This is a genomic window from Actinophytocola gossypii, assembly GCF_025165815.1.
In the GTDB taxonomy this organism is placed as follows: Bacteria; Actinomycetota; Actinomycetes; order Mycobacteriales; family Pseudonocardiaceae; genus Actinophytocola; species Actinophytocola gossypii.
On sequence record NZ_JAFFZE010000012.1, the window covers coordinates 316,308 to 331,819 of the forward strand.

12 protein-coding genes and 2 pseudogenes are annotated in these 15,512 nt (G+C 71.3%); 6 read left to right on the forward strand and 8 right to left on the reverse strand.

What is annotated here, in order from left to right; genetic code table 11:
- Positions 1 to 8 precede the first annotated feature (8 nt).
- The gene (locus tag JT362_RS15355) at positions 9 to 569 is read left to right on the forward strand and encodes a TetR/AcrR family transcriptional regulator (protein ID WP_260191879.1); all 561 of its coding nucleotides are present in this window, start codon (positions 9 to 11) and stop codon (positions 567 to 569) included.
- A 16-nt stretch (positions 570 to 585) separates the two neighbouring features.
- Entirely contained in the window at positions 586 to 1,209 is a 624-nt protein-coding gene (locus JT362_RS35765) for a nitroreductase family deazaflavin-dependent oxidoreductase (RefSeq protein ID WP_311202711.1), read from the forward strand.
- A 48-nt stretch (positions 1,210 to 1,257) separates the two neighbouring features.
- Here JT362_RS35765 and JT362_RS15365 read toward each other — a convergent pair.
- From JT362_RS15365 to solA, 6 genes and pseudogenes are all read right to left on the reverse strand, one after another.
- Positions 1,258 to 2,556, reverse strand: a pseudogene (locus JT362_RS15365) (tripartite tricarboxylate transporter permease); the annotation flags it as partial.
- Positions 2,557 to 2,568: 12 nt separating this feature from the next.
- A complete protein-coding gene (locus JT362_RS15370; protein WP_260191881.1) occupies positions 2,569 to 3,057 on the reverse strand; it encodes a tripartite tricarboxylate transporter TctB family protein in 489 nt (162 codons plus the stop codon).
- A 17-nt stretch (positions 3,058 to 3,074) separates the two neighbouring features.
- Entirely contained in the window at positions 3,075 to 4,049 is a 975-nt protein-coding gene (locus JT362_RS15375) for a Bug family tripartite tricarboxylate transporter substrate binding protein (RefSeq protein WP_260191882.1), read from the reverse strand.
- Positions 4,042 to 5,721: a hydantoinase B/oxoprolinase family protein gene (locus JT362_RS15380; protein WP_260191883.1), complete on the reverse strand. Its 1,680-nt coding sequence runs from the start codon at positions 5,719 to 5,721 to the stop codon at positions 4,042 to 4,044. The genes JT362_RS15375 and JT362_RS15380 overlap by 8 nt, the downstream gene beginning before the upstream one ends.
- Positions 5,718 to 7,772 carry a hydantoinase/oxoprolinase family protein gene (locus tag JT362_RS15385; RefSeq protein WP_260191884.1) on the reverse strand — a complete coding sequence of 685 codons (2,055 nt, stop codon included), beginning with the start codon at positions 7,770 to 7,772 and terminating at the stop codon, positions 5,718 to 5,720. The genes JT362_RS15380 and JT362_RS15385 overlap by 4 nt, the downstream gene beginning before the upstream one ends.
- Positions 7,769 to 8,941 (reverse strand): N-methyl-L-tryptophan oxidase, encoded by a 1,173-nt coding sequence (gene solA, locus JT362_RS15390; protein ID WP_260191885.1) that lies wholly within the window; start codon positions 8,939 to 8,941, stop codon positions 7,769 to 7,771. Before solA ends, JT362_RS15385 begins: the two co-directional genes overlap by 4 nt.
- A 58-nt stretch (positions 8,942 to 8,999) precedes the next feature.
- Between solA and JT362_RS15395 the strand changes: the two genes are divergently transcribed.
- The 4 genes and pseudogenes from JT362_RS15395 (at position 9,000) to JT362_RS15410 (ending at position 12,937) form a co-directional block, all read left to right on the forward strand.
- On the forward strand, positions 9,000 to 9,890 hold the full coding sequence (locus tag JT362_RS15395) for a MurR/RpiR family transcriptional regulator (RefSeq protein WP_260191886.1): 891 nt from the start codon (positions 9,000 to 9,002) through the stop codon (positions 9,888 to 9,890).
- A gap of 20 nt (positions 9,891 to 9,910) precedes the next feature.
- The gene (locus JT362_RS15400) at positions 9,911 to 11,017 is read left to right on the forward strand and encodes an NAD(P)/FAD-dependent oxidoreductase (RefSeq protein ID WP_260191887.1); all 1,107 of its coding nucleotides are present in this window, start codon (positions 9,911 to 9,913) and stop codon (positions 11,015 to 11,017) included.
- A 433-nt stretch (positions 11,018 to 11,450) separates the two neighbouring features.
- Positions 11,451 to 12,377: pseudogene (locus tag JT362_RS15405) on the forward strand (anti-sigma factor RsbA family regulatory protein); the annotation flags it as partial.
- 113 nt (positions 12,378 to 12,490) lie between these two features.
- The gene (locus JT362_RS15410; RefSeq protein ID WP_260191888.1) at positions 12,491 to 12,937 is read left to right on the forward strand and encodes an STAS domain-containing protein; all 447 of its coding nucleotides are present in this window, start codon (positions 12,491 to 12,493) and stop codon (positions 12,935 to 12,937) included.
- A gap of 802 nt (positions 12,938 to 13,739) precedes the next feature.
- Here the strand turns inward: JT362_RS15410 and JT362_RS15415 are convergent.
- Together JT362_RS15415 and JT362_RS15420 are read right to left on the reverse strand one after the other, a co-directional pair.
- Positions 13,740 to 14,894 carry a C69 family dipeptidase gene (locus JT362_RS15415; RefSeq protein ID WP_260191889.1) on the reverse strand — a complete coding sequence of 385 codons (1,155 nt, stop codon included), beginning with the start codon at positions 14,892 to 14,894 and terminating at the stop codon, positions 13,740 to 13,742.
- 4 nt (positions 14,895 to 14,898) lie between these two features.
- Complete coding sequence (locus tag JT362_RS15420) at positions 14,899 to 15,456, reverse strand: hypothetical protein (protein ID WP_260191890.1); 558 nt, start codon at positions 15,454 to 15,456, stop codon at positions 14,899 to 14,901.
- Positions 15,457 to 15,512: the final 56 nt, after the last annotated feature.

Consider the following 15,512-nt stretch of genomic DNA (forward strand, 5'->3'; position numbering starts at 1 on the left):
AGGTGCTGATGAGTTCTCCGGCGGCGGCGCGCGGACACGAGGTGCGGAAGCGGCTGTTGGCCGCCGCGGTCGAGCTCATCCCGGAACGCGGCTGGACGGCGGTCAGCACCCGGGTCCTGGCCGAGCGGGCGGGAGTGAGTCCGAGCGTCGTGCACTACCACTTCCCGTCGTTGCCGGCGCTGCTGAACGAGGCCGTGGTCGGCCTCATGCGGCAGGTGCTGGCCCAGGCGGACGCCTCGTGGGACGCGGAGCGCACCCCCGCCGAGGCGGTCGACGCGATGCTCGCGGCGGTGGACCGGTACACCGGGGCCGACCGGATGTCGCTGCTGTTCGTCGAGGCGTACCTGGCGGCCACCCGGGACGAGCGGTTGCGTGAACAGCTCAGTGGCGTGGTCGAGGAGTTCCGGCAACGGCTGGGGAGCTGGCTGCGCGAACACGGGGTACCGGCCCCCGACGAGACAGCGGCGGTGCTCGTGGCCGCGGTCGACGGCCTGCTCCTGCATCGCGGACTCGGCGGTCCGGGCACCGGCGCGGTGGCGACCGTCCTGCACAGGCTGGTGGGCACATGAACAGAGGAGCGGAACCATGGAGATCGTCAAGCAGGTCGGGTTGCCGAAGGGACTGAGCCGGCTACTGTTCCGGCTGCCCATCGCGTTCTACCGGCGAGGTCTCGGCTGGATGTTCGGCGGTCGCCTGATGCTCGTTCACCACGTCGGCCGGGTCACCGGCAAGCGACGTCAGGTCGTTCTCGAGGTCATCGCGCACGATGCCGGCGACGGCTACGTGGTCGCGTCGGGATGGGGGCCGGGAGCCGCGTGGTACCGCAACGTTCTCCACACGCCCGACGTCACCATCCAGGTCGGCAGGCGCACGATCCCGGTGACGGGTGTGCCGCTGCCGGTCGAGGAGGGCGCGGAGATCATGGCGAAGTACGCCTCTCGGCATCGCATGGCCGCGAAGTTCCTCCTCCCGCGCCTGATGGGCTTCTCGGTCGACGGTTCGGCGGACGATTTCCGAGCGGTCGGGCGGCACATGCCGTTCATCCGGTTCGTCCCCCGCACGAACTCAGGCGTTCGCGTCGGCCGGGACCTGCCGGCGGCGGTGCATCCGGTAGGCGAGAGCGACCGAGATCAGCGCGGCGGCCAGGAAGAACAGGAAGATCGGGCTCCGCAGCATCGACACCGGGGAGATGGCGACGCTCTGTCGTAGGGACAGCTCGAGCATCGGACCGAGGATGAAGCCCATCACGAACGGGGCGACCGGCAGGCCGCGCTTGCTCATGGCCCAGCCGGCGATCCCCGACAGCAGGCACACGAACACGTCGAACACGCTGTTGCGCGCGGTGTAGGCACCCACCCCGCAGCACACCAGGATGATCGGGCCGAGCAGGCCGTACGGCACGCGGGCGACCCGCGCCCACACCGGTGCCAGTGGCAGGTTCAGCACCAGCAGGATCACGTTGGCCACGAAGAAGCTCGCGATCACGGCCGCGGTGATGTCGCTGTTGGACGTGAACATGGTCGGACCCGGCACGACGCCGTACACCATCAGTGCCGCCATGATCAACGCCATCGTGGGTCCGGTCGGGATGCCCAGGCTGAACAGCGGCACGAACCCGCTCATGGCGGTGGCGTTGTTCGCCGCCTCCGGGCCGCCGATGCCCTCCACCGCACCGTCGCCGAAACGCGAGTTCCCCTTGCGCTCGGCGCGGCGGCGTTCGCTCGCGTAGCTCAGGAACGTCGTCGTGGACGGGAGCATGCCGGGAACCAGTCCCAACACGAAACCGGTGACGGTGCCGCGACCCGCGGCGCCCGCGCTGCGCCGCAGCTCGTCCCTGGTCGGCAGGAAGCCGCCGACCCGACCGGCACGCGCGTCGACCGTGCCGCGCTCCAACACGCGCAGCACCTCCGCGATGCCGAACAGGCCGATCATCACCGGCACGATGTCCAGCCCCTGCATGAGCTGCAGCGAGCCGAACGTCATCCGCTGCTGGCTGCTCGTCAGGTCGAGGCCAACCGACGCGACCAGCATCCCGGCCGCGGCCATCCCGATGCCGCGCACCACCGAGCCGGACGACAGGCCCGCGATCGCGGTCAGGCTGAACAACACCAACCCGAGCATCTCCGGCGGCCCGAACTCCAGCGCGAACCCCGCGAGGCTCGGCCCGACCAGCACGATGCCGACGGTCCCGACGATGCCCGCGACGAACGAGGCGCCGGCGGCGATGGCGAGCGCCGTGCCCCCGCGGCCGCGGCGGGTCATCGGGTAGCCCTCGATCGCGGCGGGCAGCGACGACACCTCGCCGGGGATCTTCAGCAGGATCGCGCTCGTCGACCCGCCGTACATGGCGCCGTAGTAGATGGCGGCGAGGACCACGATCGCGGCCGCGGGCCCGAGGTAGGTGGTGAGCGGGAACAGGATCGCGACGGCCGACACCGGGCCGAGCCCGGGCAGGATGCCGACCATCGTTCCCGCCAGGCAGCCGAGGAACGCCAGCAGCAGCACCTCAGGCCGGAACACCTCGCCGAACCCGGCCATCAACTGGGAAAACCCCATGGGTCGCCTCCCTCAGAAGCCGAGAAGTCCGGTCGGGAGCACCACTCCCGACAGCTCGAACAGGGTCACGAGCACGGCGTTGACCGCTGCCGTGTAAGCGATCGCGCGCACCCAGGGGTAACGCGAGACGAACCGCAGGTACCCGAGGACCGAGGCGCAGCCCGCGACGACGTGTCCGGCGGTCCCGAGCAGAACGGCGTAGCCGGCGAAGAAGGCCAGGCACAGCACCATGTCCCGCCGCGGCGTGGCCGGCCGGACCACACCCTCCTCTTCGGACTCCTCCGATGTGGACACCGCGCGCCCCGGCCGTTCCGCGTACAGCGTGGTGACGGCCAGCACGAGCCCCAACGCCAGCACGTACCAGCCGGCCATGTCCGCCTGCGCGGCCGGGTCCACGGTCAGCAGCAGCCGCAGCCCCTCCTCGACCGCGAGCGCGGCGAGCAGCAACAGGACCAGCATCGGCGTCCACGCCGCCGACGTGGGCCGTGACTTCGTTGTCATCGTGCCTCCTCCTGGCCTCAGCCCGCGACGCCGACCTGGTCGGACAGCGTGGTGAACCGGTCCTTCTCGCGCCCGATGGCGGTACGCAGGTCCTCGCCGGTCAGCACCGCTGGTTCGAGCCCCACCGCGCGCAGCCGGGCGACCACGTCGTCCTGTTCCGCGATCGCGGCGACGGCGTCGGCGAGCTTGCCGGTGATGTCGCCGGGCAGCCCGGGCGGCGCGGAAACGCCGACCCAGTACCGCATGTCCAGCTCCGGGTGGCCCAGCGAGGTGGTCGTCGGCGTGTCCGGCAGCTCGTCCACCGGGGTGTCGCCGGTGACCGCCACGGCGCGCAGCTTTCCGGTGCCGGCGAGGCTGAACGCCGAACTCGCACCGCCCGCACCGAAGTCGATGTCGCCGGCCGCGACCGCGCGCATCACCTCGCCGGAGCTGCGGAACGGCACCCGTCGCACCTTCCCGGCGTCGATCCCGCTCGACGCGAGGAACTGCAGCGTCGCGAAGTCACTGGTGCTGCTGCCGCCGATCCAGCCGACCGTGAACCGCTCCGGGTCCTCCCGCGCGGCCGCGACGACCGCGTCGAAGTCCCGGTACGGCGAGTCCCCGCCCACCACGTACACGTGCGGCCCCTGCGCGAACCGGGCGACGAACGTGCGGTCGTCCCACGGGTACGGCACGTACGGCAGCAGGCCCTGGATGGAGCTGGACCCCGCGCCGTCGGCCAGCAGGGTGTAGCCGTCCGGGTCGGCGGTGCGCACCGAGTCGGTGCCGATGATCTGGTCCGCGCCCGGTTTGTTGATCACGTTCACCGGCACGTCGAGCTCGCCGGACAGCGCGTCGGCCGCGGCGCGTGCGGCGATGTCGGTCGACCCGCCGGCCGCGAACGGCACCACGTAGTCGATCGCCCGGCTCGGATAGTCGGCCGCGCTCTCGGCCGTCCCGGAACACGCACCGAGCGTCAGGCAGGCCACCAGGGCGAACGCGGCCCTACGCATCGGACCGGCCGTAGTCGTCCCGGGCGCTCTCCGCGCTCACCCTGCCCTGTCGCACGTCCGCGGCGACCGACTCCGCCGGCCGGGCGTGCGGGTCGCCGTAGCCGCCCGAGCCGGGGCTCTCGATCCGCAGCACGTCGCCGGCGCGCAGCGCGATTCCGGAGACCCGCCCGCCGGGCAGCACCTGTTCGGTGTCGGTACCTGGTCGCAGCACGAACCGGCCGGTGCTGCCGTCGCGGCCGCCCGCGAGCCCCTGCGGCGGGAACGTCTGCCGGTCGGCGTGCGCGGAGAACGTCGCGTGGTCGGCGAGCACCCGGATGTCCCGCCGCACACCGAGCCCGCCTCGGTACTCCCCCGCCCCGCCCGAGTCGGTGATCAGCTCGTAGGTCTCCACCCGCAGCGGGTACTCCAGCTCCAGCGCCTCGATCGGCAGGTTGGAGGAGTTCGTGACGTGCACCTGCACCGCGTCCAGGCCGTCGCGGTCCGGGCGCGCGCCCGCGCCGCCCGCGATCACCTCCGGGTAGACGAAGAAGTCGGCGTCGGTACCGGCGAACGTCACGTAGGTGATGGAGCTGTGCGACCCGGCCGGTACCCGGTCCGGCACCGCCTTCGCCAGCGCGGCGAGCAGCACGTCGGCGATCCGCTGGCAGGCGTCGGTGCGCGCGGCGACCGGTGCTGGCGAGCGCGGGTTGACGATGCTGCCCTCCGGCGCGTCGATGGCGACCGCGTCGAAGAACCCGCCGTTGGCCGGGATGTCCGGGTCCAGCGCGGCCTTCAGTGCGTAGTACACGGTGGCCTCGAGGGCGGACCGGACCACGTTGATCGCGACGTTCGCCTGGCGGCCGGTGCCGTCGAACGACACCGACAGCTCCGCGCCGCGGACGGTCACCGCCGCCCGCACCCGGATCGGTTCCTGACCCGGCTCGTCGGCGTCGAGCCAGTCGGCCGCGGTGTAGACGCCGTCCGGGATCGCGCCGACCGCGAGCTCGAGGCGCTTCCGCGCGTACTCGAGCAGCTGCTCGCTCGCCGCCACGACGGTCTCGCTGCCGTACTTGTCGTGCAGGTCGGCGAACCGCCTGCCGCCGGTGTGCACGGCGGCGAGCTGGGCGAGCAGGTCGCCACGCCGCTCCTCCGGGAGTCGCGAGTTCAGCGTGACGAACGCGACGACCTCCTCGTTCACGGTGCCCCCGACCATGAACCGGACCGCGGGGATCCGTAGCCCCTCCTGGAAGATCGAGGTCGAGTCACCGGAGTTGCTGCCCGGCACGTGACCGCCGACGTCCGAGTGGTGGGCGATGTTCGCGCTGAATCCGACGAGCCGGCCGGCGAGGAACACCGGCGCCGCCATCGTGATGTCGGGCAGGTGGGTGCCGCCGCCGGTGTACGGGTCGTTCGTGATGTAGACGTCGCCGTCGCGCAGGCCGTCGGCCCCGACGGTGTCCAGGAGTTCGGTCACCAGGCCCTTCATCGAGCCCATGTGGATCGGGATGTGCTCGGCCTGTGCCACGAGGCGGCCACGCGCGTCGAAGAGGGCGGTGGAGCAGTCGGCGCGTTCCTTGATGTTGGTGGAGTAGCTGGCCCGGCGCAGGACCGCGCCCATCTCCTCGGCGACCGACAGCATCGCGTTGCCGATGACCTGAACGGTCACCTGGTCCACGGTCCGGTCCGTGGTCATCGAATCACCTCGATCAGCAGGTTGCCGAACTCGTCGACGGTGGCCGTCCACCCGGGCGGGACGACCGTGGTCGAGTCGAGCTGTTCGACGATCGCCGGGCCGGCGATCGTGTTGCCGGCCAACAGCTTCGCCCGGTCGAACACTGGTGTGGGCACGGTGCCGTGGTCGGCGCCGAAGTCGGCCTCGCGGGTCTCGCGCAGGGCGGCGGGGTCCGGCGCGGCGCCGCCCTGGGGTAGCCGGGGCAGGTCGGGCTTCGCGACCTCGCCGTGCGCGACCGCGCGGATGTTCACCAGTTGCACGGCCGCGTCGGCGTGCGCGAAGCCGTAGGACTTCTCGTGCTGGGCGTGGAAGTCGGCGATCGCGGCGGCGAGCGCGGCCTCGTCGAGCTCGTCGGAGGGCAGCGCGATCCGCAGCTCGAAGTTCTGTCGCGGGTAGCGTGCGTCGGCGGCGACGGTCACCGTGTGCCGGGTCGCGATCCGGGCCTCACGGTCGAGCCATGCCCTGGCCTCGGCGACCACCCCGGCGATCGTCTCGTTCAGCGCGGGCAGCACGGCGGCCTCGGCCGGCCGCAGGAACGCGCGGCTGAACTCGCTGCGCACGTCGCTGACGAGCAGGCCCAGTGCGCACAACGTGCCCGGGTTCGGCGGCACGAGCAGCCTGGTCATGCCGACCTCCTCGGCGACCTCGGCCGCGTGCAGCGGGCCGGCGCCGCCGTAGGCCATCAGCACGTAGTCCCTCGGGTCCTCGCCCGCCTCCACCGACACGCGTCGGACCGCGCGAGCCATGTGCGAGTTGGCGAGCCGGCCGATGCTGCGTGCGGCTTCCAGCGGTGCGCAGCCGAGGCCCTCGGCGACCGTGCCGACCGCGCGCTCGGCGGCGACGCGGTCGATCGGCATCGCTCCGCCCAGTGCGGACACCGGGTTCTGCCTGCCCCGCACCACGTTCGCGTCGGTCGTCGTGGGCTGGGTGCCGCCGTGGCCGTAGGCCGCCGGGCCCGGTCGGGCACCAGCGCTCTCCGGGCCGACCCGCAGCCCGCCCGCGCCGTCGACCGAGGCGATGCTGCCACCGCCCGCCCCGATCGTGTGCACGTCCACCGACGGCACCCGGATCGGGTAGCCACCGAGGCCGCGCTCGCTGGCCGACCGCGGCCGGCCGCCGCGCACCAGGCACACGTCGGTGCTCGTGCCGCCCATGTCGAAGGTGATCAGGTCGCGGTGTCCGGCCAGCCCGGCGAGGTAGCCGGCGCCGACGACGCCCGCGCTCGGTCCGGACAGCAACACGGTGACCGGCCGCTCGGCGACCGCCTCGGGCGACGCGAGACCGCCGTTGGACTGGATCACCCGGGGACCGACCGGCAACCCGGTCGCGGCGACGCGCTCGCTGAGCCTGCGCACGTACCGGGACACCACCGGCCCGACGAACGAGTTGATCACCGCCGTGGAGAACCGCTCGTACTCCCGGAACTCGGGTGCGACCCGACTGGACCGGGACACGAACACCTCCGGCAGCCGCTCGCGCAGCGCCTCCTCCACCCGCTGCTCGTGTCCGGCCGACCGGTAGCTGTGCAGCAGGCAGATGGCGACGGCCGCCGCGCCGGTCCGCCGCACGGTCTCGATCACGCGGTCGACCTCGGCGTCGGTCAACTCCCGCACCACCTCGCCCGACGCGCCGATCCGCTCGGCGACCGGGACCGTGCGGTCGCGGGGCACCAGCACGGGCGGCTTGTCGGCGAACAGGTCGTACAGGTGCGGGCGCCGCTGCCGGGCGATCTCCAACACGTCCGCCACCCCGGCGGTGACCAGCAGCGCGGTCGTAGCGCCCTTGCGCTCCAGCAACGCGTTGGTGGCCACCGTGGTGCCGTGCCCGAGGTAGTCGACCTGTTCCGGTGTCGCGTCCGCGTCCGCGAGCACCAGGCGGATGCCCTCGGTGACCGCGATCGACTGGTCGTCGCCGGTCGAGGGCAGCTTGACGACGTGGAACCGGCCGGTGGCCGAGTCCAACGCGGTGACGTCGGTGAACGTGCCGCCGACGTCGACTCCGATGCGGATCACGCGTGGCCTCCTGTCGTCCGGGCGAGCGCGAGGTGGTCGAGCGGGCCCCCGGCGGCGCGGTCGAACAGCACGTCCACGCCCAGCTCGGCGAGCACGGGCGCGAGTTTGAAACCGTGCCCGGAGAAGCCGCTCATCGACACGACGCGCGAGTGTCCTGCCGGGCGGCCGATCAGCCCGTGGTTGTCGGGGGTGTAGCCCTCGAAGTACGCCGCCGCCCGGGCCGCGGCCGGTTCGACCCCGGTGAACAGCCGCGCGGCCGCCGCCTCGACGCGGGTGGTGTAGTCGGCGGGCACGGTCCGGTCGAACTCGTCGAGGTCGGTGACCGGCGTCTTCGGGATGTGCAGGTTGATCTTCACCAGCCCGTCCGGCCCGGCGGGGAAGAACGACAGCCCGGCCTCTGGCCCGCTGCGGCGGATGCCGACCGGGAAGCGGCTCGGTCCGAACAGGTCCGGGTCGGCGGCGCGGAACCAGTGCAGCACGACCCGGCGGATCTCGTAGCGCTCCCGGACGTCACCGAACAGCTCGCCGGTCCACGGACCACCGCAGACCAGCACCCGGCCCGCGCGGACGACCCCGTCGGTGGTGTGCACCAGGACATGGTCACCCGCTTCCTCGATCCGCACCGCCTGACGTCCGGTGTGGACCGTCGCCCCGAGACTCTCGGCGAGCCCCGTGGCGGTGCGGATCGCCGTGACCGGCGCCAGCAGGCCGCCCTGCGGGTCGAACACGCCGAGGTCGTCGTCGTGCAGGCGGTGTTGGGGGTAGCGGGCGGCGAGTGTGGGGCCGTCGAGCAGTTCGTGCGGCAGGTCGAACTCCCGCACGCTGCGCAGCACCTCGACCACCTCGGGATGACCCGCCGGGCCGATGGTCAGCGCGCCGGTGCGGCGCAACAACTCGGTGTCGGTCAGCGCGGACAGCTCGGTCCACAACTCGTCGGCACGCCGCAGCAACGGGACGTACCAGGCGCCCTCCTTGTAGGCCACGCGGAAGATCCGCGTGCGCCCGCCCGCGGCGCCCAGCTCGTGCCCGATCTGGTGCCGCTCGACACCCAGCACGCGGAGTCCCCGACTGGCCAGGTGCCACAACGCCATACTGCCCATCGACCCGACGCCGACCACGACGACATCCCAGGTGCCGCCACCGGCCCGATCCGTGTCCCGATCCGTCATCAAGACCTCCCTTGACCGGCCACTGTAGGATTCGCTACAAGAAGGAGTCAATAAGGTAATGGAAGCTACAGATGCTCCGCTGCACGAGCGGGTGGCGGCCCTGGCGGGTGGGATGTCCGCGAGCGAGCGCATGGTGGCCGAGTACATGGCCGACCACCCGGAGATCGTCGTCGCGTGCTCGGCGAGCGAGCTGGGCACGCGGACCGGGACCAGCGACGCGACGGTCGTACGCGCGACGAAAGCCTTGGGCTACACGGGTTATCGCGAGCTGAAGCGGACGATCCTCGGCACGCTGACCCGGCAGCGCGACCTGGCGGCGACCATGGACGACCGCCTCGCTCGGGCAGCCACGGAGGACGGTCCGGTCGGCCGGGTGCTGGACGACACGGTGGCGCTCCTCGGACAGCTGCGCCGCGGGCTGGACATGGTGGCGTGGCGGCGCGCGGTCGACGCGCTGATCGGGGCGCCGGAGGTGATGACCTACGGCATCGGCCCGGCCGGCGTGGTGGCGAGCTACCTCTGCCTGTCGCTGAAGCGGATCGGGCTGCGGGCGCGCGGCGTGGAGACCACCGGCTTCCGGCTCGCGGACGAGTTGCTGGCGCTGCGGCGGGACGAGGTGGTCGTCGTGTTCGCGCCGATCCGGGAGTTCCGGGAGATCTCGCTGGTGGTCGGGCACGCCGAACGCGTCGGCGCGAAGGTCGTGGTGGTCACCGAGAGCCTTGGCATGGCACTCGCCGACCGGGTGCACGCGGTGCTCTCCACGCCGCAGTCGACCACCAGTACGGCCAGCGAGATCACCGCGGGCCTGGTGCTCGCGCACGCGCTCACGCTGAGCGTCGCGGTCACCAACCGCTCGGCCGCGGTGGACACGCTGCGGCTGGTGAACGAACTACGGGCGAGCGCGAGCGGCGCCGAGCTGGACATGTCGCCGTTGCCGCCACTGGACTGAGCTTCGACGCCGGAGGTGCCATGCGAGTGCTCGTACTGGGAGCCGGGGTGCTCGGTGCCGCGGTGGCCAACCGCATCGCGGCCCGGGGGCACGAGGTGCGGGTACTCGACGCCGCGCCGGCACCCGCGACCGGCACGTCGGCGGCCACGTTCGCGTGGGTCAACGGCAACAACAAGCAACCCCCGCACTACCAGGAACTCAACGCGGCCGCGATCCGTGAGCACCACCGGTTGGGCGGGGTGGCGGCGGGCTGGCTGGTGCCGAACGGGCACTTGGAGGTCGCCGCGACCGAGGAGCACCGGACCCGCCTCACCGAACGCGTGACCCGGCTCGCGGCCACCGGGTACCCGGCGTCCTTCCTGGCCCCGGCGGAGGTGACGGCGCTGGAACCGGACCTCCGGGTCGAACCGGACGCGCTCGCAGCGTGGTTCCCGGACGAGGCGCACTGCCACCCCGAGGCCTTCGTAGCCATGATGCTCGCCGGGGTTCCGGTGTCGACCAACCAGCGCGTGGTCGGCGTCGAGGAGCACCGCACCGGCGCGTCGGTGCAGCTGTCCGACGGCACCGCGCTGACCGCCGACCACGTGGTCACCTGCCTCGGCCGGCACACGGCGGCACTGCACGAGGACGTGCCCATGATCGAGCCCGCCCCGGGCAACGCGGCGGTCGGCTTCCTCGCCCGCACGGCACCGGTGGCGGCACGACTGTCCCGGGTTGTCACCACGAGCACGGTCAACCTGCGCCCCGCGGGAGGTGGCGCGCTGGTCGCACAGACCCTCGACCAGGACGTGCTCGCGGACCCGGCGCGACCCGTCCCACCCTCGGTGGTGTCCACCATGGCCGAGCGAGTCCGCGACCGGCTGGGGTACCCGGTGCGCGTCGAGTCCGCGGTCGTCGGCCAACGCGCTCTGCCCGCCGACGGGCTGCCGGTCGTCGGACCGCTGGGCGCACACCGTTACGTGGTGGTGAGCCACAGCGCGGTGACCCTCGCTCCCCTGCTCGGCGAGCTGGCGGCCCGGGAGGTCTGCTCGGGCGCGGAAGAAGACGTGCTGCGCCCGTACCGCGTGGACCGCTTCCGCCGTCCACACCCGACCCCGACACCCGCCCGCCGTCCCGGCGAGCAGTGACGCTCCGGGCTCGATGCCCAGACAGATTCGGCGACGCCGCATCGTCGCCGCCACCCTGGCCGCGGCCGATCTCGTACGTCGAGCGAAGGTCTGCGCCAAGTGGCACCCGGAACCGCCTGTACCAGCGCTACCCGGACATGCCGCGGTATCAGGACTGACCCGCGAACCGACCACGGACGGACCTATGGACGGCACTGATGGCAGTCGGCGGCCAGATCATCGCCGATTCCGACCGCCGAGCATGCCTGACGGCATCTCCGGAACGGCTCCGTCCCCGGCGGCGTTACCGGGCCTTCGACCCGTCGTCGACCGGCCCAGGGCCCGAAGGTTTCCACTGGTGAGCGGCGGGGTATCGTCTGGTATGGATTCGGACCCCGGTCCCTCTAGACGTGGCACGAGCTGGTACGAACCCGCGTCACTCGATCACGACCCCTTCACCCATTCTGCGGTGTTCTACCGTGACGAACCGGAGTACCTGGCGCACACGGTCCCGTTCATTCTCGACGGGCAGGCGGCTGGTGAGCCGGTGGCGGTCGCGGTTCCCGGCCCGAACCTGCGCGCGATCCAGGACGAGGTGGGCATCCGGGGCGGACGGGTGGACGAAGTGCGATGGCTGGACATGACCAAGGCCGGGCGCAACCCCGGCCGGATCATCCCCGGGGTGTTGCGGGCGTTCGCCGACCAGCACACCGACCGCCGGGCTCGGATCATCGGGGAACCGATCTGGCCCGGTCGCAGCAGTAGCGAGTACCCGGCATGCGTGCAACACGAAGCGTTGATCAACGCCGCGTTCCTCGGTCGAGAGGTCACCATCTTGTGCCCCTACGACGCGCAGGGGCTGGATCCGGTGGTGCTGGCCGACGCTGCCGCCACGCATCCCATCATGGTCGACGGCGACCGATGGTGGCGCAGTCGCGACTACGCTCCCGAGCAAGTCGTCGACGCCTACAACACGCCGCTCACCGAACCGGCCTCGGCGCAGGAACACGCCGTGGCGGCCGATCAACTCCCGCTCATCCGGCGCTGGGCCAGGCAGCGAGCGGCACAAGCCGGTGTCGAGACCGACCGGCTCGACGACGTTACGTTCGTTGTCAACGAGCTGGTCACCAACAGCATCGAACACGGCACCGGCAACCCGCGGGTGCTGGCCTGGACAACCAAGGACGCGGTGGTGTTCCAGACCACCAACGCCGGGACGATCCCCGATCCCCTCGTCGGGCGACTGCCAGCGACACCAGGACAGATTCGGGGCCGCGGCCTCCTCGCGACAAACCTGCTCACAGATCTGGTCCGCATCCATCGCAGCGACGATCGCACCACCATCCGCGTCCACTTCCACCGGGCTGGACATCCCCGGTGATCGTCTCCTGACCGTCGCGTCCGCGCTCTCGGTCGACGCGGGACATGCGGAAGTGACATGGACGGGCGGTCAGCGCTGGAACGAGCGATCGAGCTTCGGGAGGGCGAGCCGACATGAACGACAACAACCAGCTTTACTCCGAGGAACTCTCGGTGGACCTCGAGACGCTCACCGGCGACCGGCCGCTGCGGGTGAAAAGGACCGTGCAGGGCCATACCGTGCTCGTCGAGGCGTGCGGGGAGGTCGATCTGGTCACCGCGCTGATGCTGGAGGAACAGCTGGAGTACGCGGAAGCGATCGTGGTGCCACCCGCGCCGGTGGTCGTGGACCTGAGCCGCGTCGCGTTTCTCGGCGCACGCGGTCTGGGAACCCTGGTCCACCACCATCACCGCTGCCGCTCGTTGGGCAGCACACTGCGGATCGTGGCCCAGCAACCCGAAGTACTCAGACCGATCCACGTCACCGGCCTGGACACGACCCTGTGCGTGGTCCCGAACGTCCACGACGCTCAGCACCAGCGCACGCACAACCCACCGCAAAATCACATCAGCTCCACGTGATACCGGAGCAGGTCGCCACGAGGAAGGGGTCCAGGCTCCGCCTATGGCTCCTCGCGGATGCTGGTGCGACCTCGCCCACTGGGCTGGAGCCTGCCGCCACTGATACTCCAGTTCCTGAGCTCCACCCGAACTACGCTGGACGTCGACGGCTGTCGTTCAACGCGATCGCGGACGGGGCGGCGGTGGTCGGTCAGGCGGCGAACCGTTCGGCGGCTGGTCGGCGACGCAGGCTTGAGGTCGTAACAGCCGGCGGTGCGCCATCGCCGACGGCGCCGATGTGCTCGACGAGCGACGCCGGAAACGCCCGCCGACCTGGACGCGGCATGAACACGAGACCAGCCACGGCGTGCTGCACTAACGTCGCATGCGCCGGGGCTGCGGTTTCCACAAGTACCTGATCTGCAGAAACAGAGAAAACCGTGCACAAAGCAGGACGGGTTCAGATCCGTTTAATGCAAGTTCACTCCCAGCAACGACATGGTGAACTCCACATATGGCATCCCGGTGACCCCGGCCGATGTGATTGACCAGCATAGTGCGTTTTACCGAACAGCCAGCCGAGACCCACCCGCTGGGAAATGAGTCGGTAGCCGGAACAGCAGCCGGCCCAATCTTGCCGGTGGCCGCACCTTCTTGACCATCTTCACCTTCGAGCTCCGCTCGTTCCCGGCGCCACGCGGCCGTGGTACCCGACGACTGGGAGTTCGGACCACAGGTCACTCGGCGGGGTACTGGAACTCCGCGACCGCCCGAGCTGGGGGCGCCCGCTGACCAACGCGGGGTCGGACACACCCCGCGGCAGCTAACGTGGCGACACGAGCCTTCCCGCCAGGCCGCGGTACGAGCCGTGCTCACGGGGGTAGTCGTCGATGCCCTCGCGGTAGCAGAACACGATGTCGTTCGCCGAGCCCGGGAGGCCGCCGCGGTTCATGCTCTGGCTCTCCGCACGGTAGGTCTCGCCGGGTAGATCGCGGCCGGTCGGCATGCGAATGCCCCACCGCTTCCTGGTCTCGCGCTCGACCTCCTGGGCGAGGTCCTCACCGAGGTCGAGCGCGTCGAGCAGACGGCGCTCGACGTAGTCGGTCAGGAACGTCCGCGCGACCTCGTCGCGGCCGGCGGCGAACAGCCGCTGCGCCTTCCCGCCGATCCTGCGCTGCTCCTTGAGCAGCCGCTGCTCGAACGCCTCGATCTCCGCCGTGACCGGCTTGAGGAACGTCCTCGGGTGCTCGCACATGTGGTACATGAGCCGCTTGAACGTCCGCGGCGCGTAGCGGGTGGCCTCCAGCGGCGCGTAGTCGGCCGCGAGGTGCGAGGAGGCGGCGTCGCTGGTCAGGTAGCGGTGTTGCTTGTACTCCGGCGGCACGTCCTTGGCGCCGATGTAGACCGGCACGTAGGGGGTGGACACCGCGCCCGTGACGGCCGTCCACAGGACGTTGAGCTCCGGATGCTCGGCGTTGCCCAGCTGCGCCACGTGGCCGTAGCCGGAGCGGTCGTGCGACCACCGTGGATCCCGGACGTAGGCCAGCATGTCCGAGAGCGAAACCGGCCCCAGGTCCGCGCGCAGCTCCCGCTCCAGATCGGACTGGACGTTGTTGCCCCACGGGTGCGTCGGCGTCACCACCCGCTCGTCGGGCTGCCACCCGGCGTAGACCTCCTGGGGGTCGAACCAGGCCTTCCCCGCCGGGTCGAACCACTTCCGGTCGACCGCGAAGTCGACGAAGTTGTCCGACGCCAGGTACTCGTCCGGGTGATCCCGGTAGTCGAGCGGGAACGGGTTGAGATAGCCGGGGAACGACACGCGGACCTCGTCCGGCCCCAGCCGCTCGGCCGCCCACAGCCCCTGGCTCCCGCCGTAGTTGACCAGGACCCAGCCCTCGTTCTCGTCGGCGAACAGGTGCGAGTTGCCGCCATAGGTCGAGAACCCGTACTCGTCGATCAGCGACCCGACGATCTCCACCGCCTCACGGGCGGTCCTGGGCCCGCTCCATGGCGATCCGCGCCAGGTCGCTGTAGTTGGGGCCGACCTGCGGGTTCTTCGTGAGCGCGAGCAGGCGCTCGCTCGACGGCGACCAGATGTCGCGGGCCGCGACACCGTGCTCGTTCAGACCTCCGTTGGTCAGCGGCGCGGGAAAGCCCGCGAACTCGGAGTAGTTCGAGGTGATGTACTTGCTGGTCCGCCGGGCCTGCGGGATCTCGGTGAGCTCGCCGGGATAGCTCGCTTCCTCGGTCACCCCGACGCGGGTCGTCGCGCCCTCGGGGAACTGGCGTCGTGGCACGATCTCGAGCCAGTGGCTGGACGGTTCGTGACCGAAGCCGCCGAGCAGCACGGAGCCGTCGTCGGTCCGGTTCTTGCCGACGTAGAACCCGATGCTCTTGGTCAGCTCCGAGGCTTCCACCCGGTCGGGGACCGGCCTGGTCCCGTTGTCCGCCGCCGGGACCCCGGCCGTGGGGATGACGAGCAGAGCGGCCCCGAGCGCGACCACGTGCCCGAACCTGGGTCGTGTCGAAGATCGTGCCATGTCGTGCGATCGTACGCGGCCGGGCGCGGGAGGGCCTGTTGTGCTTCGGAAACCAG